The 25,477-nt window shown below is 39.6% G+C and carries 28 protein-coding genes and 1 tRNA gene; 3 read left to right on the top strand and 26 right to left on the bottom strand.

The features are described 5' to 3' along the window. Positions 1-33 precede the first annotated feature (33 nt). The 20 genes from mraY to CS931_RS00050 form a co-directional block, all read right to left on the bottom strand. Positions 34-1,035, bottom strand: a complete 1,002-nt coding sequence (gene mraY, locus CS931_RS00145) for a phospho-N-acetylmuramoyl-pentapeptide-transferase (protein WP_099203740.1) — start codon at positions 1,033-1,035, stop codon at positions 34-36. Positions 1,036-1,173: 138 nt separating this feature from the next. Further along, positions 1,174-3,489 carry a penicillin-binding transpeptidase domain-containing protein gene (locus CS931_RS00140; RefSeq protein WP_099204556.1) on the bottom strand — a complete coding sequence of 772 codons (2,316 nt, stop codon included), beginning with the start codon at positions 3,487-3,489 and terminating at the stop codon, positions 1,174-1,176. Positions 3,490-3,658: 169 nt separating this feature from the next. Then, complete coding sequence (locus CS931_RS00135) at positions 3,659-4,183, bottom strand: FtsB/FtsL family cell division protein (RefSeq protein WP_099203739.1); 525 nt, start codon at positions 4,181-4,183, stop codon at positions 3,659-3,661. A gap of 16 nt (positions 4,184-4,199) precedes the next feature. Beyond that, positions 4,200-5,123: a 16S rRNA (cytosine(1402)-N(4))-methyltransferase RsmH gene (gene rsmH / locus CS931_RS00130; protein WP_099203738.1), complete on the bottom strand. Its 924-nt coding sequence runs from the start codon at positions 5,121-5,123 to the stop codon at positions 4,200-4,202. Position 5,124: 1 nt separating this feature from the next. Continuing rightward, the gene (mraZ, locus tag CS931_RS00125) at positions 5,125-5,544 is read right to left on the bottom strand and encodes a division/cell wall cluster transcriptional repressor MraZ (RefSeq protein WP_099203737.1); all 420 of its coding nucleotides are present in this window, start codon (positions 5,542-5,544) and stop codon (positions 5,125-5,127) included. 291 nt (positions 5,545-5,835) lie between these two features. Further along, complete coding sequence (locus tag CS931_RS00120) at positions 5,836-6,315, bottom strand: ATPase (RefSeq protein WP_099203736.1); 480 nt, start codon at positions 6,313-6,315, stop codon at positions 5,836-5,838. After that, positions 6,308-6,811, bottom strand: a complete 504-nt coding sequence (coaD, locus tag CS931_RS00115; RefSeq protein WP_099203735.1) for a pantetheine-phosphate adenylyltransferase — start codon at positions 6,809-6,811, stop codon at positions 6,308-6,310. The genes CS931_RS00120 and coaD overlap by 8 nt, the downstream gene beginning before the upstream one ends. A gap of 18 nt (positions 6,812-6,829) precedes the next feature. Further along, positions 6,830-7,366 carry a 16S rRNA (guanine(966)-N(2))-methyltransferase RsmD gene (gene rsmD, locus CS931_RS00110; RefSeq protein ID WP_099203734.1) on the bottom strand — a complete coding sequence of 179 codons (537 nt, stop codon included), beginning with the start codon at positions 7,364-7,366 and terminating at the stop codon, positions 6,830-6,832. A 167-nt stretch (positions 7,367-7,533) separates the two neighbouring features. Beyond that, positions 7,534-9,381 carry an excinuclease ABC subunit UvrC gene (gene uvrC / locus CS931_RS00105; RefSeq protein ID WP_099203733.1) on the bottom strand — a complete coding sequence of 616 codons (1,848 nt, stop codon included), beginning with the start codon at positions 9,379-9,381 and terminating at the stop codon, positions 7,534-7,536. Between the two features lie 89 nt (positions 9,382-9,470). After that, complete coding sequence (locus tag CS931_RS00100; protein WP_099203732.1) at positions 9,471-9,734, bottom strand: HPr family phosphocarrier protein; 264 nt, start codon at positions 9,732-9,734, stop codon at positions 9,471-9,473. A 282-nt stretch (positions 9,735-10,016) separates the two neighbouring features. Further along, the gene (trmD, locus tag CS931_RS00095) at positions 10,017-10,763 is read right to left on the bottom strand and encodes a tRNA (guanosine(37)-N1)-methyltransferase TrmD (RefSeq protein WP_099203731.1); all 747 of its coding nucleotides are present in this window, start codon (positions 10,761-10,763) and stop codon (positions 10,017-10,019) included. Next, a complete protein-coding gene (gene rimM / locus CS931_RS00090) occupies positions 10,753-11,280 on the bottom strand; it encodes a ribosome maturation factor RimM (protein WP_242964860.1) in 528 nt (175 codons plus the stop codon). The genes trmD and rimM overlap by 11 nt, the downstream gene beginning before the upstream one ends. 70 nt (positions 11,281-11,350) lie before the next feature. Continuing rightward, positions 11,351-11,581: a KH domain-containing protein gene (locus CS931_RS00085; RefSeq protein ID WP_099203730.1), complete on the bottom strand. Its 231-nt coding sequence runs from the start codon at positions 11,579-11,581 to the stop codon at positions 11,351-11,353. A gap of 43 nt (positions 11,582-11,624) precedes the next feature. Continuing rightward, positions 11,625-11,870, bottom strand: a complete 246-nt coding sequence (gene rpsP, locus CS931_RS00080) for a 30S ribosomal protein S16 (RefSeq protein ID WP_099203729.1) — start codon at positions 11,868-11,870, stop codon at positions 11,625-11,627. A gap of 87 nt (positions 11,871-11,957) precedes the next feature. Next, on the bottom strand, positions 11,958-13,292 hold the full coding sequence (ffh, locus tag CS931_RS00075; protein WP_099203728.1) for a signal recognition particle protein: 1,335 nt from the start codon (positions 13,290-13,292) through the stop codon (positions 11,958-11,960). 21 nt (positions 13,293-13,313) lie between these two features. Beyond that, positions 13,314-13,682 carry a YlxM family DNA-binding protein gene (ylxM, locus tag CS931_RS00070; protein WP_099203727.1) on the bottom strand — a complete coding sequence of 123 codons (369 nt, stop codon included), beginning with the start codon at positions 13,680-13,682 and terminating at the stop codon, positions 13,314-13,316. A 160-nt stretch (positions 13,683-13,842) separates the two neighbouring features. Beyond that, the gene (gap, locus tag CS931_RS00065) at positions 13,843-14,856 is read right to left on the bottom strand and encodes a type I glyceraldehyde-3-phosphate dehydrogenase (protein ID WP_099203726.1); all 1,014 of its coding nucleotides are present in this window, start codon (positions 14,854-14,856) and stop codon (positions 13,843-13,845) included. A gap of 109 nt (positions 14,857-14,965) precedes the next feature. Then, positions 14,966-15,904 (bottom strand): hypothetical protein, encoded by a 939-nt coding sequence (locus CS931_RS00060; RefSeq protein ID WP_099203725.1) that lies wholly within the window; start codon positions 15,902-15,904, stop codon positions 14,966-14,968. Positions 15,905-15,983: 79 nt separating this feature from the next. Further along, positions 15,984-16,502 carry a flavodoxin domain-containing protein gene (locus CS931_RS00055; RefSeq protein WP_099203724.1) on the bottom strand — a complete coding sequence of 173 codons (519 nt, stop codon included), beginning with the start codon at positions 16,500-16,502 and terminating at the stop codon, positions 15,984-15,986. A gap of 434 nt (positions 16,503-16,936) precedes the next feature. Beyond that, positions 16,937-18,301, bottom strand: a complete 1,365-nt coding sequence (locus CS931_RS00050; RefSeq protein ID WP_306341519.1) for a citrate synthase — start codon at positions 18,299-18,301, stop codon at positions 16,937-16,939. Positions 18,302-18,515: 214 nt separating this feature from the next. On the opposite strand from CS931_RS00050, the gene CS931_RS00045 reads away from it, so the two are divergent. Continuing rightward, positions 18,516-19,649, top strand: a complete 1,134-nt coding sequence (locus CS931_RS00045) for a SpoIID/LytB domain-containing protein (protein WP_099203723.1) — start codon at positions 18,516-18,518, stop codon at positions 19,647-19,649. A 180-nt stretch (positions 19,650-19,829) separates the two neighbouring features. On the opposite strand, the gene CS931_RS00040 is transcribed toward CS931_RS00045, so the two are convergent. The 4 genes from CS931_RS00040 to CS931_RS00025 all read right to left on the bottom strand — a co-directional run bounded on the left by CS931_RS00040 (position 19,830) and on the right by CS931_RS00025 (position 22,736). Continuing rightward, complete coding sequence (locus CS931_RS00040) at positions 19,830-20,600, bottom strand: hypothetical protein (protein WP_099203722.1); 771 nt, start codon at positions 20,598-20,600, stop codon at positions 19,830-19,832. A 131-nt stretch (positions 20,601-20,731) separates the two neighbouring features. Continuing rightward, a complete protein-coding gene (locus CS931_RS00035) occupies positions 20,732-21,508 on the bottom strand; it encodes a hypothetical protein (protein ID WP_099203721.1) in 777 nt (258 codons plus the stop codon). Positions 21,509-21,520: 12 nt separating this feature from the next. Next, positions 21,521-22,372, bottom strand: a complete 852-nt coding sequence (locus CS931_RS00030) for an ATP-binding cassette domain-containing protein (RefSeq protein WP_099203720.1) — start codon at positions 22,370-22,372, stop codon at positions 21,521-21,523. Continuing rightward, positions 22,365-22,736 carry a GntR family transcriptional regulator gene (locus CS931_RS00025; RefSeq protein ID WP_099203719.1) on the bottom strand — a complete coding sequence of 124 codons (372 nt, stop codon included), beginning with the start codon at positions 22,734-22,736 and terminating at the stop codon, positions 22,365-22,367. Before CS931_RS00025 ends, CS931_RS00030 begins: the two co-directional genes overlap by 8 nt. 143 nt (positions 22,737-22,879) lie before the next feature. On the opposite strand from CS931_RS00025, the gene CS931_RS00020 reads away from it, so the two are divergent. Both CS931_RS00020 and CS931_RS00015 read left to right on the top strand, forming a co-directional pair. Next, on the top strand, positions 22,880-23,086 hold the full coding sequence (locus tag CS931_RS00020; RefSeq protein WP_099203718.1) for a hypothetical protein: 207 nt from the start codon (positions 22,880-22,882) through the stop codon (positions 23,084-23,086). Positions 23,087-23,205: 119 nt separating this feature from the next. Then, a tRNA-Trp gene (locus CS931_RS00015) sits at positions 23,206-23,281 on the top strand. Positions 23,282-23,941: 660 nt separating this feature from the next. Here the strand turns inward: CS931_RS00015 and CS931_RS00010 are convergent. Both CS931_RS00010 and CS931_RS00005 read right to left on the bottom strand, forming a co-directional pair. Beyond that, a complete protein-coding gene (locus CS931_RS00010) occupies positions 23,942-24,937 on the bottom strand; it encodes a tyrosine-type recombinase/integrase (RefSeq protein ID WP_099203717.1) in 996 nt (331 codons plus the stop codon). A gap of 23 nt (positions 24,938-24,960) precedes the next feature. Beyond that, the gene (locus tag CS931_RS00005; RefSeq protein ID WP_099203716.1) at positions 24,961-25,446 is read right to left on the bottom strand and encodes a DUF6431 domain-containing protein; all 486 of its coding nucleotides are present in this window, start codon (positions 25,444-25,446) and stop codon (positions 24,961-24,963) included. Positions 25,447-25,477 lie beyond the last annotated feature (31 nt).

Below are 25,477 nucleotides of genomic sequence, written 5' to 3'. Positions count from 1 at the left end.
ATGTGCGCCAAGGTTCTTACTTATCAAATTTTTTTATATACCATGAGAAACGGAAAGAACAGCTAACACCGCGCCAACGATGGTAATCAAACTAAAAACGGCACAAACCTTCACTTCTGACCAGCCTTTCATTTCAAAATGATGATGAATGGGTGCCATTTTAAAAAGTCGTTTGCCTTTTGTCGCCTTAAAATAACTCACCTGTAAAACAACAGACAAAATTTCGATAATACTGATTATTCCCACCGGCAAAAGCAGAATAGGCATATCGATACCAAAAGCAAGAGCACACATAATGCCGCCTAAGAACAACGAACCAGTATCACCCATAAACACTTTGGCTGGGTGAAAATTCCAAATTAAGAAGCCTACACAAGCTGCTGCTGAAGCAAACGCCAATATGCTAATTCCTTGATAAGAAATCATACTGGCACAAACGCCAAGGCCTAAAAAAGCAAAGAAACACACCGAACTATTCAGTCCATCAATGCCATCTGTAAAATTCACTGCATTGACCATACCCACAATCACAAGTGCTGAAAGAATATAGTAAGCTACACCTAAATCAATTCTGCCAATAAAAGGAATTACTGTGCTGGTGCTTGCGCCAGCCATGGCAACAGAAGCAAGATAAGCGGCGGCAATGGCAAATTGCAAAACCAATTTCTGCTTTTCAGTTAATCCTAGGTTTCTTTTCTTAACAACTGAAATATAGTCATCTAAAAAGCCGACCAATCCAAAGGCAGCAGCCATAGCAAGACCTGCTATTGTCTTTGTTTTCAGCAGAGGGGTTTCTTCTAAACCTACTGCGGTCAGCGCAGGGAACGTCACTGCCACTGCCGCTACAATTCCAATGATGAACATGATGCCACCCATTGTCGGTGTACCTTGCTTTTTCTGATGCCATTTGGGGCCAATTTCACGAATGGTTTGCCCAAATTTCAATTTATGCAGGAATGGTATCATCCATTTCCCAAGAATGGCAGTGACAGCAAAAGCAATCACAGCAGCAATTAAATAAATCATGTTGTTCATCTTAGAAGTTCCTTTCTTCTGAACAGTCGTTTTCAACGTCTTCCTAGTATTTTAACCTGATTTTGTATCTCTGTAAACAACAAACATTCTTTCTTCTTATGATCAAAAGAAGTGCGCTTTTTTTAGTGTATGGCTGAATTATTCATACACATAGGTTTCTGTCACAATATCGTCTGCTAATTTCAGCTCAATGATACTTCCTTCTGGTACACTTTCTCCAGATTCTATACTCTGTGTGATAACTTTTCCGCTTCCGCTTGTAATAATCTGCACGTTATTGATACTAGCATAATACTCTGCATCAGACAAACTTGAGCCGAAGAAATCAGGAACCGTCGTTTGCTGGTCTCCATCATCAAAATTCTGTGTGTAAAGGTAGATTGTTCCTCCGTTGGGCATTGCTTCTCCTGCTTGTGGAATTTGATTGCTGACAACCAATGATTCGTCTTCTGAATCGCCGACTACACGATAATTGAGATTCATGCTGCCAACCACATCATAAGCTTCTGCCAATGTTTTGCCAACAACTGACGGTGCAGTTTGATTTAGAGAATCAAATTCTTCTTCCGTATACTGCGCCTTGACGTTCAAATACGGCAAAACTTCTTCCATAATCGAGGCAAAAATCGGCCCTGCTACTGCATTACCACCATATAAACTACCATTTTGATCATACTGGGGTTCATCAAAAAATACCAGCAACGCATATTGAGGATTATCTGCCGGAGCAAATCCGCAATAGGAAGCAATATATTGTTTTCCTCTCTCTGGATGTTTTCTAAATTCATCCATTTTTTCAGAAGTACCTGTTTTTCCGCTAATCCGATATCCAGCTACATAACCGTTACCCGCGGTACTGGTTCCGGTTCCAGAAGCATTATCTTTCATGATATCTGCCATAAGCGCTGACGTCTCTTTAGAAATGACTTGTCTTTTATAACTGGTATCAGTCTTACTAATAATATTGCCGTCATTATCAACAATTCTATCTACCACATGAGGCTGCACCAAATACCCGCCATTTGCGACAGCAGCTGTTGCCGTAATCATCTGAATGGGGTTGATACCAAAGTTCTGACCCATAGAAGCCACAGCCAAGTTAATGGGTGTCAGATTCGCTTCCGAGAAAATAAGACTTCCTGTTTCTCCCGGCAAATCAATTCCTGTCTTTTCTGCAAAACCAAAAGCTTCAAAATATTTATAGAAAGCCTGTGGGCCAACCTGCTGTCCAATATTAATAAAGAACGGATTACAAGAATTCATCAAGCCTTGTCTAAACGTCTGTGTGCCATGTCCAGCTGTTTTCCAACATTTAATAGGGTCATCTACACCAGCAATATCGTAGTGCCCTGTGCAGGTATACAACGAATTTTCTGTCACAACGCCTTCATTCAGTGCCATAGAGCCTGTTATAATTTTAAATACTGAACCGGGATAATAAGTATCACTAACCGCTTTATTACGCCACTGTGCATAAATAGCCGCTGAACGGGCTTCTGATTTTGCTGTCTCTTCTTCCTCGGTCGTTTCCGGCATGGCATCAATTTGATTTCTCAATGCTTCATTTTGAATAGTTGAAGGAGAGTTTGGATCATAATCACTTTTACTGGCTAGGCCCACAATAGCGCCCGTGTTAACATCCATCAAAATTGCTATGGCACCATTGGCAACAACATAGCGGTCAATTCCCTCTTGCAAATGCTTTTCTAAAATACTTTGTACGGTTTCATCAATTGTTAGCACTAAATTGTTGCCGTCTTCAGCATCTACCAACTGTTCATATTGAAACGGCATATCAGTACCCCATGCATTTTTTGCACTGATTAATCGACCCGCCGTACCACTTAGCTCATCGTTATATTGATATTCAATTCCGTTTTGCCCTTCACCTTCAGCTCCAGTATGTCCCAAAATAATAGAAGCTACGGTGCCATATTTATAATACCGCTTGTAGTCATCAATTAGATATACGCCTTGGTCAATGTCATTATCCTTTAAGAACTGGAGCACCTGATTTCTAACATCAGTCTCAATTCTCCTTTTTAAGTAAGAAAAATTCACTTTTTGACTTGCTTTCTCGTAGATAGCCTCTTCTTCCATATCAAGAATAGGCGCCAAACCAGCTGCAATTATCTTTTTCTTTTGCTCGGCCGTTCTTGGATTTTCTTTTGCATCAGAATCATCAAAAATATAGTTTGGTTCTAAAACCACGGTCCATACGCTTGAGCTTTGCGCCAAGATTTTATCTCCGCTCGCATCATAAATGGTACCCCGCATAGCTGTTAGCTCGGTAGACTGCAAGATGTTGCCAAGCGCTGCACCTTTTAGCTCTTCACCCCTGACAACCTGCCAACGAATCAAACTGAAAATAACACCGCCAAACCCAACAATTATAAGAAAGCCTGCAACCAGCATGGCTTTTTTCCATATTCTTTCTGTATTTCCGTTTGCCAAAAATAACACCATCCTTACGTCTATCAATCATTACCTTGAAAGCATAAAACGAGAGTTAAGATTCCTCTCAACTCTCCTTTCTGTTTTAACCAATCATATTCTTTATTTTACTTTTTTATGCTTGTTTATCTCTTGCATTCAGTCTTCTGTGTAACAATCACTGTTTTACTCACGCAAACCAGCTTTTAATCTCTTCCCAAATTTTGAGAAAAAACGAATCTTCGGTATCTTGCAAAACCTCGCCCTTGTCTTCATGTACCATGTTGACATACACTACTTGGCTATCGTTCATTTTAGTCATGCCCAATTCTTCACGAGCATATTGTTCAACCTTTGCAGAATTAAGTTTTTCTGCCATTTTAATACCTAATTCCACTTCCAGTGCCTGTGCTTTTTCAAGCTCATAACTTTCCTGGGAAATTTGCTCTGTTAACTCTGTCAACTGCACTTGGCTATAAATAGTTAGGCTCAAAACAGTGATAACAACCGCAAAAGAGATGGAATAAAAAAACATCTTTACCGGACTTAGTTTGGGTCTACGATTTTTTTCCAGACCTTTTTTCGGAAGCTTGACCACTTCAGGCTGTTTTTTTTCTGGTTCTCTTTCTTCAACCTGAGGATGAATCTGCCTTGCAGCAGAGCCCACCGAAGCCCCAAACTTTGAAAAGTCGTATACTTGTTTTTCTTCTGCCACAATTCTCACTTCCTTTTTATATCTTTTCTATCACACGTAAGCGTGCACTTCTTGCACGTGGATTGAGTTCTAATTCTTCTACTGTGGGTGACAACCCTTTTTTGAACAGTAACTTGCCTTTCGGTGTTCTGCCACATACACAAACAGGAAAGTCCTTGGGGCAAATACACCCTTCACACCATGCATTCATCTGTTTCTTAACAATTCTATCTTCTAAAGAATGAAAAGTAATGACTGCTAATCTGCCTTGCGGTTTGAGCAAATCAAACGCTGCTTCTAACCCTTCTTGTAGCACATCAAGTTCACCGTTAACTGCAATGCGAAGTGCTTGAAAAGTCTTTCTCGCCGGATGCGATTCACGTCTGACTTTTGCCGGCACAGACTCTTTGATAATTTCAGCTAACTCCAACGTAGTTTCAATCGGTTTTGCTTGTCTGGCTTTTATAATTCCGGCAACAATACGGTTTGCATTCTTTTCTTCCCCATAACGGAATAGGATTTCAGCCAGTTCTTTGTGTTCTAAGGTATTAACCAAATCAGCAGCAGAAGTACCTTGTTTATTCATACGCATATCCAAAGGCGCATCATGATGAAAAGAAAAACCTCTCTCGGGCGCATCCAACTGATAGGAAGAAACCCCTATATCTAGTAGTACACCGTCAACAGCATAAATACCGTGAATAGCCGCAATTTCTTTCATATTGCTGAAATTACCTTCTGCTATCTGTGAAGCAGAATAGCTTTTCAGCCTCTCTCGGCCTACTGCGAGTGCATCCGGGTCTTGGTCAATAGAAAGCAACGTACCTGTAGTCAGCTGACTGACAATTGCCTCTGAGTGCCCCGCCCCGCCCATAGTTCCGTCTATATAGATACCGCTTGGTTGAATGTTTAAACTCTTTATCGTCTCTTCAAAGAGCACCGGTTTATGATGAAATTCCATATTAAAACTCCAACAGATTCATCGCATCTTCAATTGATTCTTCTGTTTGTTCGTCGTTATAGCCATTCCATCTGTTCGTATCCCAAATTTCTGCACGAACAGCTGCGCCAATAACTGTAACATCTTTTTCTAAGCCTGCATGTGTTCTCAAATTTTGAGGAAGTAAAATTCTACCCTGCTTGTCCGGCTCAACTTCTGCCGCACCTGAAAAGAAATATCGCTGAATTCCTTTAGCTTGTGCCATTGGCAAGGCAGATACCTTTTCAACAAAGCGCTCCCACTGCGCACCTGAAAGGACAAAAAGGCAACCGTCTAAGCCCTTGCAGACATAGAACTTGTCCCCAAGGTCTTCACGAAATTTAGAAGGAATCGTTACACGACCCTTTAAATCCATATTATGTTGATACTCACCTGTCAACATATTGAAGTTCCTTTTCATCTTACTCAAGAGGCTGTAAAAGCTTTTCACTCCACTTTTTACCCACTTTTTGCAACTTTGTTGCACTTTTCACCACTTGGTATCACAATTATAGCTTAAAAAGTGATGAAAATCAATGCAGAACATTTGTCACTTATTGACAAAATACGTCAAATCGGCTGAAAAACCCTATGTTCGACCATATATAGTGCAAACAAAAATTCCCTCTACAATATATCGTAAAGGGAATTTCATTTACAGTTATCTTTGTTTATTTTGTCTATAAATCAGCTATTACATTTGTGAGTTCCGCTGAGAAGATTTAATATTCTGTCTTGTTTTTCTTAGTTCAGCTAAATTTTCTGAAAGCGACTCATCTGTACGGCGCATTAAATCATCTACGTAATCATTGCTAGCTTTACGCATTTCTTTAAATTTTGCCTGTGCCTGTGCAATTAAATCATTTGCTTTTGCCTGAGCTTGGCGAGTGATTTCGCTTTGTTCAATCATGGTTTTTTGCTTCTCTTGGGCAACACGAATAATGGTTTCTGCTTCACGGTTTGCCTCAGCGATGATGTGCGCACGGTCAGCAACAACGCGGCGAGCCTCTTTAATAACTTCTGGAATCTCTTCTTTTATTTCGTTTAAAATATCGCGTACTTCTTCTCCATCTACAAATACCTTGCCATTCGAGACAGGAAGTCGCCAACCTTTATCCAACACATCATACATTTCATCTATCAAATCTTCGATTGTTGCTTGATTATTAGCCATTCTTGTTACCTCCGATACTTAACCTTTCCTTTATCGTTTGCGCGATGCACTCCGGCACAAAATCTTTAATATCTCCACCAAAACCAGCTACCTGCTTGACCATACTTGAGCTCAAAAACATATTTTGCGCGCTTGTTGCCAAAAACATGGTTTCAAGCTCAGGATTGAGCTGCTTGTTTGTCAGTGCCATCTGAAATTCATATTCAAAGTCTGTCATCGCCCGCAAGCCTTTGACAATAGCATTGGCTCCCTTTGAACGGGCATAATCAGCAAGAAGTCCGTTCACAACATCAATTTCAACATTTTCAAGACCCATTGATTTGGTCGCAATGGTAAGCATCTGTTTTCTCTCTTCTGTAGAAAAGCTGGTATGCTTTTCGGGATTTACCGAAACCGCCACAATCACTTTGTCAAAAATTTTGCAGGCTCGGGCAATAATATCCATATGCCCTAGTGTCACCGGGTCAAAACTTCCCGGACAAATTGCAATTCTCACTGTCATACTCTCCCATCGCTAAGGACGTTCATATCTCGTCAAATGGATTTTGCCGTAGCGATATGTTTTTTCTTTGATAAAGTCTCCCACCTGATCTGGCAGCTGCGTTTCTTTCAAATGTTCGCAAATAATCACACCTGATTCTGCTATGCACCGCACTACTTTTTCCAAAGCGGGAATCAGCAAATCAGCATGATATGGCGGATCCAAAAAAGCAATGTCAAATACTTCGGCTGTCGATGATACATAAGCAAGCGCATCAGCACACAAAATTTTAGCCTGGTGTTCAAGCTGAGTTTGATTTGTATTTTGTTCGATTACTCTGATTGATTCTTTAGAAGCATCAATCATCACGGCTGATTTAGCGCCTCTGCTAAGTGCTTCTAATCCAATTTGCCCTGAACCGGCAAACATATCTAAAAAGCGCCTGTCTTCTATCCGAAACTGCAAGATATCAAACAAGGCTTCTTTCACTCGATCTGTCGTCGGGCGAACATCTCTGCCCTCTAATGCTGAAAGCTTTTTTCCTCTGGCTGTTCCTGTAATAATCCTCATATACGCTCCAACCTTTACTGCTAATCTACACTCTGCATAGATTACGCTTCATTATCCCATTATTCTCTGAATATGTCAACCTTTTGTAACCTTTTTGGCAAGAAATCGTGCTGAAAAAGTATTTTTTTGTCAACTTATGTATCGACCTCTCGCCGTTTCGTTTATATCTATTCTTCAGTTTTACCATGAAAATATTCATATACTTTTCTTGCAGACGGCTTATTCATGCCAGGTGCTAGCTCAAGTTCAATCAGTTCGGCCTGTTGCACCGCCGACACGGTTCGAAAATGTTTCATTAAAGCCTTAGCACGTGCTTCACCAACTCCTTCAATGGATAAAAGAGTCGATGAAATGGTACTCTTTTTCCGCTGCTGACGATGATAGCCAATCGCAAAGCGGTGCACTTCATCTTGTATTTTTGATACCAGCGTAAAAGCGGTTCTCGTTGAGTGAATCGCAATTTCGCCGCCTGTTACGGCAATCGCTCTGGTACGATGCTTGTCATCTTTCACCATGCCGAAAACAGGGACATCAATCCCCATCTGCTCCAGCAAAGGGCGAATAGCCGCTACATGGCCTTTACCACCGTCCAGTAGAATCAAGTCAGGCAACCGGCCAAATCCTTCATTTTCATCCTTATGAATGCGATATTCTTCAAAGCGACGACGAATCACTTCACGCATAGAGCCATAGTCATCCTGCCCCTCAACTGTTTTTATTTTAAATTTGCGATAGGCAGATTTCAGCGGTCTTCCATTTTCAAACACGACCATACCGGCAACATTCTCTCCCCCCGCTAAGTTTGAAATATCGTAGGATTCTATATATTCAGGCACACTTGCTAGCCCTAACAATCTTTTCAGTTCATCAAGAGCAGAGGCTTCACGTCCGCTGTTTCCCAATTGTCTCGCCAAGCTCTCGGCAGCGTTATTCCGACACATTTCGACCAGCTGCAACTGTTCACCTCGCTGCGGAACATGAATTTTGACAGCTTTTCCTCTTTTCTCTGCCAGCCAGCGAATCACAAGCTCTTCATCGGCTACTTCTCCATCCATCAGAAGCAAGGACGGTATTTCATCTCTCATAGCGTAATATTGACGAATAAATTCTGAACGACTTTCAGCATTATCTTCGCAGCCCTCTGTTACAAAGCTCTCACGGTCGCTCAAACGATGATTGGTAAAACGAAATACCTCAAAAGCGGTATGCCTTGGCCCTTGTGCCATAGCAATAACATCCTGCTCTTTTTCTTTACTGGCCACTACTTTCTGACGCTCTTTAACCTTGTCAATGGCACGAATTCTATCCCGCAGGCGAGCCGCCAATTCAAAATCAAGATTTTCAGCAGCCTGTTCCATTTTTTCAGTCAGTGCCTTAATAGAGCCACTACTACCTCCTTTAATGAAATCCATTGCTTCCTGAAAAGCCTCTTGATATTCATCTCTGTGCATTTTGCCTCGACAAGGTGCACTGCACTGCTTAATATAATAGTACAGACAAGGACGCCCTTTCCCAAAATCTTCGGGGAAACGACGATTGCAGTTTGGTAGACGAAATATTTTTCTGGCAGAATCAATGGTTTCTTTAATCGACCACGAGCTCATATAAGGGCCTATATATTGCGCGCCATCATTCGCAACCTGTTTAACTTCTGAAATTCTCGGCCAATCGCCGCCGCTAACCCTAATATAACTATATCCTTTGTCATCTTTTAAAAGAATGTTGTATTTAGGCTGATTTTGTTTAATTAAGCTATTTTCAAGCACCAAAGCTTCAAATTCACTATCTGTGACAATATATTCAAAATAATCCACATTTTCAATCATGCGGCGAACTTTTTCTTCATGATTTTTATCGGAACCAAAATATTGGCTCACCCTGTTTTTCAACACTTTTGCTTTGCCGACATAGATAATTTCATCTTTTTTATTGTGCATTAAATATACACCCGGCAAAAGGGGTAATTTCATTGCCTTGGCGCGCAATTCTTTTTTCTTCTCGATTAAATCGACCATAGAAATGTCCTCTCTGCAACATCGATTTGAATATATGGCTCTAAATAACAAAAAAAGGCACCGCAAAAGCGATGCCAGCTAAAAATTTATTACTCCACAAATCCGGAATTTACAAGTTCAACTAAACTTTTTACAGCCTGTTGTTCATCCGAACCATCTGCAATAATACGGATACTCACACCACCGACAATTCCCAGTGACAAAACACCGAGCAAGCTCTTCGCGTTGACTCTTCTCTCTTCTTTTTCTACCCAAATTGAAGACTTAAATTCATTTGCTTTCTGAATAAAAAACGTAGCTGGTCTAGCATGAAGACCCACCTGATTTTGCACCAAAACTTCTTCAGCACACATTGCATTCACACTCCTAAACTAAACAAATCCTTATTTAAAATAATCCGCATCTCAAATTTTAACGAGGTTTTAACACAAACCACATTTCGTATTTTATTATATCACAGGAAATGTCCCCGTCAACCTCATTTATTGATTTTTGGATTGATGAACAGACAGCGGAATCACAAATTGGCTTTCTTTAGTCAACTTGACACCCATTGTTGAAAACTTTTTTGGCACTATGCCAATTTGAACGTATAAAAACTAGAAAATCTACAATCAATTTGCTTTTTTCGCCATTTATTTAACTTCTCTGTTTTCATACTCTAATTCTTGCAGAAGTTTTTCGTCCTCTTTTGTCAGCAATAATTTTGCCAGCATATCCGGTCTATTCTGTTTCGTTATACGCAAAGATTCTTTTCGCTGCCATCTTTGCATATTCAGGTGATGGCCGCTTGTTAGCACGGGCGGCACCATTTTCCCTCGCCAATTGTCTGGTCGTGTATACTGCGGATATTCCAGCAACCCGTTGAAATGGCTTTCTTCTGTAAAGCACGATTCATCTGCCAGTACGCCACCAATCATTCTGCTTACCACATCTGTCAGCACCATAGCAGGAATTTCTCCCCCTGTTAGCACAAAATCACCAATCGAAATTTCTTCATCCACGTATTCATCTAAAAGCCTTTGATCAATGCCTTCATAGTGTCCGCAAAGAATCGCAAGATTATCCATTTGAGCAAGCTGTTTTGCTTTATCTTGTGTCAGCACTTTTCCCCTTGGCGACATATAAATCGTATGCGGCTTATGCCCAACATGTTCTGTTATAGCATCTAAAGCGCTTGCTATTGGCTCTGCCGCCAAGAGCATTCCTTTTCCACCACCAAAAACAGTGTCGTCTACTTTTCGGTGTGGTAATGGAGCAAAATCACGAAGCTGATGACAGCAAATTTGAAGATATCCACGCTTTCTGGCACGATAGACAATACTCTCGCCTAATGTGGATGCAAACATTTCAGGAAACAATGTGACAATGTCAATTCTCATCCGTGACTACCTCATCATCAAATATACCCGGAATCGGTAGCAGTTCAATTATACCATTAGCAAGGTTAATCTCTTTTATCATATGCTTAACAGCGGGAAAAAGATATTTTTGCCCCGCTTCGTTTTCAATTTCATAGACATCATTGGCTCCCGTGGGATAAACCTTAGTCAACTTACCATAGATTTTTCCTGTTTTACCATCTTGAGCCGTAAGTCCAATTAAGTCATCAATAAAAACTTGTCCGGCTGGTAATTTAACGTCATTACGATTCAGATAAACGATTTTGCCACGCAACAAATCTGCCTTCTCTACTGTGTCTACACCATGAATGGTGAGTAGGACAAAGCTTTTATGCAGTCGCAAATTTTTAACTTCGATAGGCTGTCTGCCCTCGTCCCAATATAGCTTGCCCACTTTTGTGATAAAAGCAGGAGAATCTGCCCACGGTTCAATTTTAAGCTCGCCACGAACTCCATGTGTCCCGACAATTCGTCCTGTTTCTAAAAATTGTTTCATAATCCCCTCAAACACATTTATTTCATTCTCTCTAAAAATCAGAAAAAGGGCAAATTGCCCTTTTCTAAAATCAATCTATTTCAACCATGACTTTTTGATTGTTGCGAGTCGCAGCCGCTCTCATCACAACGCGAATCGCCTTGGCAATTCTGCCCTGCTTTCCGATTACACGGCCCATATCCTGTTCTGCAACATGTAGATGATATACAATCATGCCCTCTTCGCCATCTTCAACGGTTACGGTAACTTCTTCTGGTTGCTCAACCAAACCCCTTGCAATCGCAATTAACAAATCCTGCATAACGCATCGTCCTTTCTGCCGCATAATAGGCGGCAAGCCATTCTTACTCGATTACACCATGTTTTTTGAACAGTGTTTTTACGGTGTCAGTGGGCTGAGCGCCATTAGCGAGCCATTTTTTAGCTTTTTCAGGATCAACTTTCACTACACTGGGTTCTTCCATTGGGTTATAGTAACCGATTTCTTCGATGAAACGGCCATCACGAGGAGATCTGGAATCCGCCACTACGATACGATAAAAAGGAGCTTTTTTAGCGCCCATTCTGCGAAGTCTAATTTTTACTGCCATAATTTGTTTCCTCCAAAATAAAAATAAATAAGTTTAAATTCTATATTACAAACCTTGGTCGATTGCCTTGGTCAATAACAGCTTGTTTTAAAACGGCATATTATTTAGGCGAGGCATCCGTTTCTTTTTACCTTTTCCGCCAAATTGCTTCATCAGCTTTTGTGTCTGCTTAAATTGCGTTAGCAAGCGATTGATATCTTCTACTTTCATACCACAGCCTGCTGCTACTCTTTTTTTGCGTGAAGCATTGAGCAGTTCTGGCTTTTCACGCTCTGCCGGTGTCATCGAAAGAATAATCGCCGCTGTGCGGTCCATGACTCTGTCATCAATATCCACATCATCCAGTTGCTTATCACTCATGCCAGGCAGTTTTGATAAAATGCCTTTAATTGGACCCATTTTTTTAATCTGCTGAAATTGCTCCAACATATCGTTCAGGTCGAATTTATTCTGCATCAATCGTTCAGCAGTTTTAGCGGCCGCTTTTTCATCTAGTTTGAGTTCGGCTTCTTCAATTAAAGAGAGCACATCACCCATGCCTAAAATACGGTTTGCCATTCTGTCGGGATGGAAAACTTCCAAATCGTCTAGTTTTTCACCTGTACCGGCAAATTTAATCGGCTTACCTGTCACTGCCTTAACAGAAAGCGCTGCACCGCCTCGAGTATCACCATCGAGCTTGGTTAAAATAACACCGGAGATATTGAGCAAATCATCAAAAGCCTTGGCTACGTTAACCGCCTCTTGACCCGTCATAGAGTCGACAACTAGCAAAATATCTGTAGGATTTACTGCATCTTTAATGCGATGAAGCTCAGCCATCAAATCTTCGTCAATCTGCAAACGTCCGGCCGTATCTATGATAACATAGTTATTGCCGTAATCTTTGGCGTGTTTAACCGCCTCTTTTACGGTCTGTACCGGGTCTTGTGTACCTTTTTCAAACACAGAAACACCTGCTTGTTCACCGACAACCTGAAGCTGTTTGATAGCAGCAGGTCTATAAATATCACCAGCAACGAGCAAAGGGCGATTCCCCTGTGTCTTCAGCATTTTGGCAAGTTTGGCAGCATGTGTCGTTTTACCGGCACCCTGCAAACCGCACATCATAATAATAGCAGGTGGGCTTGACGGGGACTTGAGTCTTTCTTCACTGCCACCCATTAATCCTGCCAATTCTTCATTGACAATCTTAATAACCATCTGTGCCGGAGTAAGACTTTCCATCACTTTTTCGCCAATGGCGCGTTCTGTTACCGATGAAGTAAAGTCTTTGGCAACTTTGTAGTTTACATCTGCCTCGAGAAGAGCCAAACGAACTTCACGCATGGCATCTTTTACATCTTTTTCGCTAAGCTTTCCTTTATTTTTCAGTTTCTTAAACGAATTGCTGAGTTTTTCTGCTAAACCTTCAAATGCCACGGCTTTCTTCCTTTCAAACTCTTATTCTTCCATAGCAAGATCTCTTGCACAAGCTATAATTTGAATGACGTTTTGATTAATCTCTGAGTTATTCAATCCGTCTTGATTAATTTCTTGAATACGAAGTGCACAGTCGCAGATAATGGTCAAAGCATCTTGAACAGATTTGAAGCGCTTAGCAAGTCCTAAACGTTCTTCCATTTCTAAGAGCTGAGCTTCTGCTCGTTTGATGGCGTCTCTTACGCCCTGCCGTGTGATGTCTTTATCTTCGGCAATTTCGGCAAGCGACAAGTCTTCATTATAATAGGCTTCAACAACTTCTCGCTGTTTTTCAGTTAGCATGTCTCCATAAAAATCCAGCAAAAAAGTAATTCTTAAATCTTTTGCCAAAATGTCACTTCCTTTTTCACGCTGTAAAGCTATTGTCTTTACAGTTCAAATTATACTATAATCCTATTTGCTTGTCAACTATTAATCTTCCTAAAATATAAAAATAGGGCATTTTCTGAAAGAAAACACCCTATCCTCATTCACTTTTATGAAAACTTAATTAGATTTCAGCAAAGTATTTGATTGTTCTAACCATTTGGCTAGTATAGCTGTTCTCATTGTCATACCAGGCAACAACCTGTACTTCATAGAGATCATCTGTAATCTTAGAAACCATGGTCTGTGTAGAATCAAACAGAGAACCATAGGTGATGCCAACAACGTCAGAAGAAACAATTTCATCTACATTGTAGCCATAAGAAGTAGAAGCAGCAGCTTTCATAGCAGCATTGATGCCATCAACAGTAACATCTGTGCCTTTGACAACAGCTGTCAAAATGGTGGTTGAACCTGTTGGAACCGGAACACGTTGTGCAGAACCAATCAATTTGCCATTCAGTTCAGGAATAACAAGACCGATTGCTTTAGCAGCGCCTGTGCTGTTAGGAACGATGTTCACAGCAGCAGCTCTAGCTCTTCTTAGGTCTCCGCCTCTGTGAGGACCATCAAGAACCATCTGGTCGCCAGTGTAAGCATGAATGGTAGACATGATGCCGCTCTGGATTTTAGCATAATTGTTCAATGCATTAGCCATAGGAGCTAAGCAGTTGGTTGTGCAAGAAGCAGCAGAAATGATGGTATCCTCTTTTGTAAGAATGTTTTCATTTACGCTGTAAACAACGGTTGGCAAATCATTGCCGGCCGGAGCAGAAATAACAACTTTCTTAGCGCCTGCATCGATATGAGCCTGTGATTTTGCTTTAGAAGTGTAGAAACCTGTGCACTCAAGCACAACATCAACACCGATTTCGCCCCAAGGCAAATCTTTAGCATCTTTTTCAGCATAAATTTTGATGGTTTTGCCATCTACTGTGATGGAATCATCACCAGCAGAAACTGTATCACAAAGAGCATATCTGCCTTGTGCAGAATCATACTTTAATAGGTGAGCAAGCATTTTAGGGCTTGTCAAGTCGTTGATCGCTACGATCTCATAACCCTCAGCACCGAACATTTGTCTGAATGCTAAACGACCGATTCTGCCGAATCCGTTAATTGCAACTTTAATGGACATAATTGAAACCTCCTGATTTTTGGATATTGACGTTAACAAGTCTATTTTAATCTATTTTTCGAAAGAATACAAGAGTTTGATACGAAATAGACAAACTATTTTATCTATCTCATTTTACTCTCATCCTTTTTGCTTCTTGCTGTTCACTTGTAGAAGCTATTGTAATTTTTGAAGAAGTATAGTATCTGTGTTTCTTTCTATGCGAACCAGCCGGTTCGTGCAAGTCATATTTTCGAATGGTCACTAAGCTCACAAAAACCAACAAAGCAACACTTAGCTGTGCCATTTGAATGATAATTGGCACCTCCGAGAGTGAGATTCCCAGAAGAAAATAAACTAGCAAATTTGAGGCAATACCTGCTGTTGAAACAAGTACTGCCGGAAACCCAAAAACATAAAACAGCCTTGCCGAATGTTCCGTGTTTACGCCTCCAAAATAGCGGCTTAAGTAATAGAGTGCTAATAATAACAACGCTGCTGAAAGAATTGTATATACATTCTCTTGGTGCAAAACCGAGTGAGAATAATACAAAAACATAAAGAAAAGATTGAAAATACCCCACAACACGCTAATCAAATATAACGCCGGAAAGCCTCCAAAACTATTTCTGCCTGCAAAAAAGGCTGGCACTAAGATAATTTGCAGCAATCCAAAAATCACTGAACTGCCAATCAGCCCTAAATGAACCCAGCTGGTCATCGGCTCGTTCCAATCAAAATCTTGTGCATTTTTTGTCTCAAAATACACCTTCATTTGCATGGCCGCCATAACCAGCAGCCCTACCCCTGAAAACAAAGAAATAGTTCCCAGTAAACGATTTTTTGTGTTTGAATATGGCGTAAAAAAAGTTTTTTTGTCATGCAAGGTGGTCAATCCAGAAAGAGCTGCTGTCGCTAACACAAAAGCAACATCAATCCAAGCAAACACGCCATTATCTTTGTAAAACCCGGTCGTACGATCAAACTGATATAATACGCTTAGGATTCGAAACACCATGCCGCCCATAATCCCAATACTCGCTATTTTAAGCGAATTTTTCACACTCATTCTTTGTCCCTCACCAATTTTATCAATCTCCTGTCCTTTTACAAGATTTTTCGCAGCAACTCATTTTATCTCACAACACTTACCAGTTGTTTTCATTTTTTACATACTCAATAATGGGTGCCAGCTTTTCTTTTTTTACAAAATCAATTTTATTTTCAGGGGCAATCATCGTCTCAACTTCAGCCATTTCAGTGGGATTTTTTTGCCCCTTCATAACCCAACCTATGATTTTCTTATCTAGCCATTGCAGACGATTAAAATCCATTGCACCACGCAGATGAAAGATTTTAGATCTTTCAAGTCCTTTAGTGTTGTGTATTTTTTCTTCCATATGTGCATAACTGATTTTTTCAGGATCTTCAAGCCCAACCGTAAACAAAACGATATTTCTGCATCTTGATTTATACAGAAATTTCACGCCTCTAAGCTCGCCAGCATAAACACCGCCACCGTATAAAATCAAATCAAATTCACCTAAGGCAGATGCAGGCACCTGTGATTTTTCAAAGAGCTCCGCACCCAGTTCTTCCGCTAACCATCTTGCATAGCGCCCTGTAGCACCATATTTGGATTTATATATAACAGCAATCTTTTTCATATTTACCCTCCTCGTTTTTCTGAATTTATATCTTTTTATACACCTAAATTCTTACAAATTTATTAAGAAATATTTACCAATCTGATAAAGACATCTAACTGAATGATTTCACCTTGCTGTGAAAATCATTCTTCAACCAAATTACCATTTTTAGACCGCTCAGCCACTTTATTTCTCATTATAATTATGCTCTCAAAAAGCTATTTTGAAACAATAAGGCATGGGTCCTGAGCTTCTGCTGCACCTGCTATTCAATCACTAGTATCTCTTAACAGTTGTTTAATACTCTTCAGATTGATTTATCAATAACATGATTATACTCTATTTTCGATTTACGAAATTGTCAAAATAGAAAAAACGCAAAGGAGAACTTTCCTACTCCCGCGCGTTTTTATCATCATTCTATTTCTTTTATTTTGCTGTCAGAAATGAGATTACTCACGTTCTGCCATAGAAAGATAGCCGTGTTTTTGCGGCAGAGCCTGATAGGCCGGGCGAATAATTCGGTTGCCAGTAGTGAGTTCTTCAATGCGATGTGCACACCAACCTGAAATTCTTGATACAGCAAACATAGGTGTCAACAAATCCTGTGGGATTCCCAACATTTGATACACCAAGCCGGAATAAAAATCCACATTGGCAGAGACTACTTTATCATAGCCCGTCACTTTTTTGAAAGCTTGCGGGGATAAAGCTTCAACCAACTCATAAAGAGCTAACTCTTTGTCAAAACCTGTTTCTTTTGCCAAATCGCCGGCTTTGGTTTTTAAAATAGTTGCGCGGGGGTCAGACAGTGTATAAATCGCATGGCCAATACCATAAATTAAGCCGCTCTTATCGCCCACTTCTTTGCACAAAATCTTCTCAAGATAGGCCCCTACTTCTTCTTCATCTGTCCAATCTTTTACATTTTCCATAATATCTTTCATCATGGCCAATACTTTATAGCTTGCACCGCCGTGTTTTGGTCCTCTCAAAGAACCAATGGCAGCTGCGATAGAAGAATAGATATCTGAACCGGAAGAAGTAACCACCCTTGCTGTGAAGGTAGAGTTATTGCCGCCGCCGTGTTCTGCATGAAGAATCATACAGGTATCAAGCAGCTTTGCTTCTTGTCTGGTAAATTTCATATCAGGACGCAGTGCATTGAGAATAGATTCGGCTGTGCTGTGATTCGGATCAAAAGGGTGAAAAAAGATACTTTCTCTGTCAAAATGACGTCGTTTAACCTGATAGGAGTGTGTCATAATCGCAGGAAGTTTTGAAATCAGCGAAAGACTTTGACGCATATTATTTTCTAAAGATAAATCATCAGGATTATCATCATATGTATATAAAGCTAACACAGCACTAGCCAGTTTGTTCATAATATCTTTAGAGGGTGTTTTCATTAAGGCGTCTTCCAAAAAATATTCGGGTAAATCACGGTTCTCAAACAACATCTTGCAAATTCGGTCATATTGTGACTGTGTCGGCAGCTTGCCGAAAATCAATAGCCAAACGACTTCTTCAAAGCCAAATCTATCTTCTTTTTCGCAGCCTTCAATAATGTCTGCTACGCTGATTCCTCGATAGACCAACCGACCTTCATCCGGTATGCGCTGGCCGTCTTCAATCAAATAGCCGTGTACGTTACAAACTCTGGTAAGCCCTGCCACAACGCCTGTACCATCGTCATTACGCAGACCTCTTTTAACACCGAATTTTTCAAATTGCTCTTTCGTAATTACATTATTAGCTCTATATTCTTCACAAAGTTCTTCAATAGATTGCTGATATATTTTATTTCCCTTTATCACTAATAATTCACCTACCCCACGCATATTCATTACCCATATAGTATTTTGCTATTTTAGCGCATTTCTTCAGTGAAGTCAATCCATTTTTGCAACTTCGTCTCACAAATCTTTCATTTGTTATAAAAATGAGTTGAATTTCAAAATAACCCTCTGCCATTTTTCCTGACTCTTTTTTCTGAAATAGTACAACCTATTGAAAGGACTGATAATCATCATGGAAACCAAACAAAAAAAGTATTCTCACAAGCATTTGGCACTTTACGTTCTTCTCTTATATCTGCTCTTTTTATTTTTACCTCTTGGTATTTTCCATTTGCGGGGCGATTCTTCTAAGGCTTCAGTCTCCCCTGCTGCTATAGATTCTACTAAGTCTGAAACGAATACAAAAGCCGCACCTAGTGCTACTCCTGATCCATCCTCTTCTGTCCCCGGATTCTTAGACGGCGTAACCATCTTCCCTCAAAAAGGCAGCACTACTGCTCCAACAAGTGCAGAAAATGATATCTTTAGAATTAAAGATTCTGCTACTGATACGATTCTCACTGTTGCTGCCAAAGATTTTTTACCCGCCGCTGTCGCTTGTGAAATGCCGCTTTCTGCCCCTGATGAATCACTAAAAGCACAAGCTGTTGCAGCCTATACTTATTATTCCGCCCAACGAAATGTCAACAAAGAAAACGACTATGACCTCACGTGCAACAGCGACGCTTGGCTAATTTACACAACTCCCGAAAAAATGCAGGAGCGCTGGGGTGAGCAATATGATACTTATATGGAAAAGGCAAATTTGATTGTAAATTCTGTCTACGGAGAAATGCTAACGGAAAATAACGAGCCCATTCTTGCCTCTTATTTTGCCATTTCTAATGGCAGCACCGAAGCTTCTGCCAACGTGTGGGGTTCAGAACGCTCTTATCTGACTTCAGTCGCTAGCCCGGGAGATTTGCTCAGCGACGGCTACCTTAGCTACAATTCATTTACAGCTGACGAAATAAGAGAAAAACTACAAGCTGCATTTCCCGATTTGTCTTTTGATTTTTCAACTGCAGAAAGTGATTGGTTTACCAGTCAAGAGCTTAGCAGCGCCGGCTACACTAACCAAATCAACGTTTGCGGTATTACTATAGAAGGCACTAAACTGCGCACTGCTCTTGCTTTAGCAAGCACTAGTTTTGACGTAAATTTTAATGGCACAAACTTCGCTTTTACCGTAAGAGGTCACGGCCATGGTGTTGGTATGAGTCAAGTGGGAGCAATCTATATGGCTGAGCAAGGCTCAAACTATCAAGAAATTCTAGCTCATTACTACCCCGGTACTACGCTCACAAATATCACTTATACTCCCTAAGTTGTCAATATAAAATTGTAGTCATGCCTATATGTGATTTTATTCTTGCCATTCTACCGATTTCATTTGCGCTATCTTCGTATTATAAACAAAAAGGAATCCTCTCACGTTACTATGAGAGAATTCCTTTTTTAATAGCAGTTGCCATTTTAAAACATTTTATTCTATGCAGTTACTCTGTTATGCTTTTTGTGGTGCTGCTCTGCGAACTAACAAAAATGATAATGTAATTAGTACAACGCAGATAACCAAAGAGCTAATCACCCAGATGTAGGGATTAGGACCAGATGTATCTTGCAAGCCAAATACGAACAAGAAGAACCTGCCGATTGCTTTAACGATAGCGCCTTTTGTCATTGTTGCTTCAATAACAGGCAGCAAAATCAATATACCACCGCCAAGACCAACGCCTACAATAATTTTTCCAAGCTTTGATAAACGATAAAAAACAAGACCAATCAGTGTGCCTAAAAATCCCAAAAAAATCGTTAGTGCAAATGTCCAGAGTACATTCGACACGATATCGCCAAACGTAAACTGAGAAACCGGCATTTCGTTTTTGTATATCATTGAAAAAAGCGAGACTTCGCTGCTCTGGCTACCTGATCGAATCTTATTGAACAGAAGAGCCAATATCATATCCAGAATGCCCATTATAGTAGAAAGAGAAAAAATAGAGAGTACTCCCGTGCAAAACATGGTCTTACGAGAAACTCCATTTTGCAGCATAAATTTAATGTAGGTTGTGAAAATCAAGATTCCCCACACAAAAGCAAATATAGGTGAACCTATTGTTGTACTATTAGAAAATGTGACGTCATCATTTCCACTGGCAGCTATCTTGATGAACGCCTCTCCAGACAACATAATGGCAACCGTAATCCCATAATACATGGCTGCTGAAATCATCATTGTCCTTAGATAAAATTTATAAGTTGATTTTATTTTCATTTCGACCCTCCTCGAAGATTCTTGACAAAACCTTAATTGCTCATTCCATCCCAAAATTTTTTGCTCAAAATTGTAACTTGCCCATCGCCTAATTTGGTCTATCGCCGCTAGTATCGTGTCTTGCGCCTTGGTTACGCTTTCTGCGGAGCCGCTCGGCGAAGTAACAGATACGAAAGTCCACCTATAACAGCACATAGCACTAGAGAACTCGCAAACCAAATGTATGGATTGGGCCCCGACGAGTGTTGCAGGCCAAGAACAAATAAAACAAATTGTTTAGCGGCTCTACTAATGGCTCCATTCGTAATGGTTTCTTCTGCAATAGGAAGTAAAATAACTAAACCGCCGCCAAGCCCAACACCGGCTATAATACGTCCTATCTTAGATAGTCGATAAAAGACAAGTCCTGAAATCATGCCCAAAAACCCTAAGAAAACAGCAAACAAAGATGACCAAATCAGATTCAGCACAACATCGCCAAATGTGAATTCTGAAATAAATATTCCATTTCTATAAAGGATGGAAAAAGCAGGACGCCCCGTAAGGGAAACATTTAGTAAACCCCCCATTTTACCAATCACAATTTGGATAACAAAGTCGATGATACTCATGGCAAATGCAAGAATAACTGTGGAGAGAACACCGCTCATAAACATTGTTTTTCTAGAAACACCATTTTGAAGCATAAATTTCATATAAGCTGTAAAAATAAGTATTCCCCATATAATACAAAATGTAGGCGAACCAAATTCTGTACTGCTCGAAAAATTCATTTCTTCGTTGCCGACTTTGAATAGATTCAAAATAATCGTTACAACCATCAACATAACGGTGGTAATCGCGTAATAAACACCCACAGCAAGAAACATATTTCTTAAGTAAAACTTGAGGCTTGGTTTAATTTTCATTATTTAACCCCCTCATGAATTGGTCAATTGAATAAATAATTTTTGCATATCCAGTTTTGTAATTTCCAATCCATCCAAAACTTGGCTCTTATCTGCCGTACCGATAACATAGGCACTTTTTAGTCCGCCCAACATATCGGCACCAATAACCTCTTTGCCTTTCGTGAAAGCATCCACCACCTCTGCAGCACCACTGACAGTGTACCCAGAAGAGAGCAGCTCTTCACTAGAACAATCTTTGATTACTTTTCCGTTTTTAATGATGATTACATCTTCAATCAAACTAGAAATTTCTTCAATTAAGTGTGTCGATATCACAAAAGTTCTGGGCTTTTCAGCATAAGACTCAAGCAATAGCTTATAAAACATCTCTCTGTGGTTTGCGTCTAGCCCTAAAACAGGCTCATCAAGGAAGATGTAAGGAATATCTAAACAAAGTGCTAAGATAATTTTAAAAATAGAAGCATATCCTGTGGACAGCTTAGAACTTCTCTGCTTTACATTGAGACCGAATAATTCTGACAGCTGATACGCTTTTTCAGTATCAAAATTGCCATAAAATTCTTTTGTCCATTTGAAAATCTCTTTCACTTTCATATCTTCAGGGTAATAGTTTTTCTCACTCATCAGATAGACTTTACTCAGTGCCTTGTCATTTTCAGCTGATTTCACACCGTCGACCAAAACCGCACCGTTGTCTGCAAAAATACGATTACTGATGACATTTAATAAAGTGGATTTTCCCGCACCGTTTCTTCCCAAAAGTCCATAAATTTTTTCGGGTAAAATATCCACTGACACTTTATCAAGTGCTGTTGTATCTCCAAAATTTTTACTGACTTGGCGAATCTCAATTTTATTCATACTTATACCCTCTCTCTACTAAACCAACAATTTCATCTTTTGATAAATTCAGCTTTTCTGCCTCTTCAATCATAGGTTTTACATAGGTTTCTAAGAAATTATTTTGCCTGTTTTGACGAACTTTTTCGGCTGCTCCTTTTGCCACAAACATACCAAGTCCTCGTTTCTTGTAAAGAATACCTGTATCCACCAGTTGATTCATCCCTTTCAAGACAGTAGCCGGATTGATTTTAAACATTGCTGAAATCTCTGTTGTAGACGGAACTTGCGTTTCTTCTTTAAATGCGCCCGTGAAAACAGCATCTTCTATTTCATCACTAATCTGCTGAAAAATAGGTTTTGTGCTTTCGGTATCTAATTTCATCAATCAACCCTCACTTTCTTATTACTTGTTATATAGTTAACTACTTGTGTAACTAAGTATATGCGCAACCAACTAAAATGTCAAGCATTTTTTAGGAATAACTAAAATGGCATTCAGGCATATGCTATATAAGGGTGATGAGTATGAGCGGAAAAGCGAATAAAAATGAAAACTGTAGTCTGAATGGAAGTGAGTTAACCGCACTGGCCACTTCTATTGCTATTGTTCTCTCTGAAAAATGCAGTGAAAGAGATCTTTTAATCCTATGTGCTTTCTTTACTCAAATTAGCGATAGTATCAAACGTATCATTTTACAGGATGATTTGATTAATAAAAATTTTAAGCTTTAAGAGATTCTTGATTGCAACCCACATTGCCTTTACATAAAAATCGGAAAAATACTATAATTTTATTTTCTTCTCTTGACAGCCATCGTTTTGGATGTTAAAATAGTCAAGCAGTAAAATTTAGGGGTATAGCTCAGTTGGTAGAGCAGTGGTCTCCAAAACCACGTGCCGAGGGTTCGAATCCTTCTGCCCCTGCCATTTTTTAAAGCTCTGGTGAGACAACATTTTTACATTGTCTCACCACAACTTTAAGTATATAAGGGACTAAGATTCATCTCAGCCCCATTTATATAGCATAAAATTGTGTGTACCTGATCTCCAAATGCCGTGGCACACCTCGTTAAGGGTTGCGTGTGATGCATACCTCAAAACAACGTGTGATTCAGCTTCTGTGCTTGTCCACGTATATGTAGCATTTGGTTGGTTTCATTTGGTTGTCAAGTTACACCAGTAGTACAAGCTTTCATTTTTTTATACCGCTAAGTTTAAAAGTGTAATGAGGCCTGTTCTACACAATGTTTCCAGTTTGTTAAAGAAACATCGGGTATATTTAAACGCTAAATCTGTTCAGAAAAAGCATTCAAAACAAAAAAATAAGGACTCCTAGATGTTGCCAATCCGAAAGTCCTTGAAATGTATGTCAAGATGTGGTATAATCCACACCAAGAACGCTCTCACAAGTCTTTATGATAGATGGCTTCACATCTGTTGTAGGGGCACATGCCAAAGTTAGTTTGCAGCTAGCTTTGGCTGTGGGAGTTTTTTGTATTTTGACTAATTTTACCACTGTTTTGCTATAAAGTCAATATACCGTAAAAGAAGAACTCAAATTTATGAGTTCTTCTTTTTTTAGGCATTTTAGGCTAGAAATTGATTGAAGGACTGTGTCCCCTTGTTATCGAATAAATAATTAACATTGCTATTTTCTGATATTAACTCATGTTGCGCTAGATATTCATCTGATAAAAGCATGATTTGTGTTTCTACATATCGCTCATCTAGCGTTATATATCGTTTCATGGTAAACGCAATATCTTTATGCCCCAGTAATTTTGATACTACTTTGATATGTACACCACGTTCCAAAAGTCTAGTCGCAAAGGTATGCCTAAGCATATGAGGCGTTAAATGTCTGATTTCTGCTAAACTGGCTATTTTGTCACAGGTGTGTCTTAAATGTGATTCAGTCACTTTTTTATTATAAATAGAAAATATACAGGGACACCTATTCCCTATTCTTAGTTTTTGATTTTTTAAATATTGCAGAATCAATTTAGCTTCCGGAACAAGTGGAATAATACGAACACCCGTATCTGTTTTGCTTTCTCTTACCTTAATCTGGTTTTTTTCTTCATTCCAATCCTGCCAACGTAAATTTAACAATTCCATTCGGCGCAATCCGGTATACAAGAAAAATCTAATAATATATTCATCCATTGGACTTAGCCAATCTAATATCGATAAAACCTGCTTCTGTTCTTCCCACGTTAAAGCTTCCACTTTTTTCACCGCAGCATTCTTAGGTATAGTTATCTCTGCAATCGGATTATACTGACATATATTATTCCTTATTGCAAATCGATAAATACTGTAATATATATGTTTAATCTGATTTATACTTGATTTTGCATACTGCTCTTCAAAAGAATTTAATATGATTTGAAACTCTAGTGAGGTTAGTTCATCTAGATTCTTATTTTCAAATGTGGGATATTTATTTTGAATTCTTTTCCGTGCATTTTTATGGATTTTGATTGTACTGGCTCTCAACTGCACTTTTGCATATACCTTAAACCAAACATCCATCCACTCTCCAATTGTATATTCATTATTGTTTTTGCATAGTTCGCTCATAGCTAATTTCTCCTTTATTATCACTATTTGGAATTATAACACCGGATACTTTCGAACGGAACACAAACTGGGTGTGTTAATAACTTAAATTTTTCAACGATTTGGTAAGCTTTCGAAATCCAGTGAGACTGAGAAGAGAAAAAGTTGTGTTTTTGCGCCAAAATTAATATACTTGCAAAAAAACTTTTCCACCGCCATGAAGTGTTATTATCGGCTGGACAGTCCTCCCGTTCTTGCCATATTTCTGCTTCAATAACCTCTGCAGCATAATGTTTGTATGGGACTATGCTGCCAGGGATTTCAGTGTGTAAATAGCCGCAGTTCTGGCATTTTAATCTTCTCAGGCGATAAATTTTCGTTATTCCCGCTTGATTAATAACTTTTCTAGGCTTGCTATCTCTGACGTATAAAATTCCACCACAGACCGAGCAACAGCATTTTTCATTCGTTTTCACTCGAATAAAACCGTCAGCACACTCAATTCTGTCATAGCTTTTTATAACTACCATAGCAGTTCTCCTCTTGTGAAAAATTTACACG

The organism is Scatolibacter rhodanostii (assembly GCF_900197595.1).
GTDB lineage: Bacteria > Bacillota > Clostridia > Oscillospirales > Acutalibacteraceae > Scatolibacter > Scatolibacter rhodanostii.
This window is presented reverse-complemented; position numbering and strand designations above follow the sequence as displayed.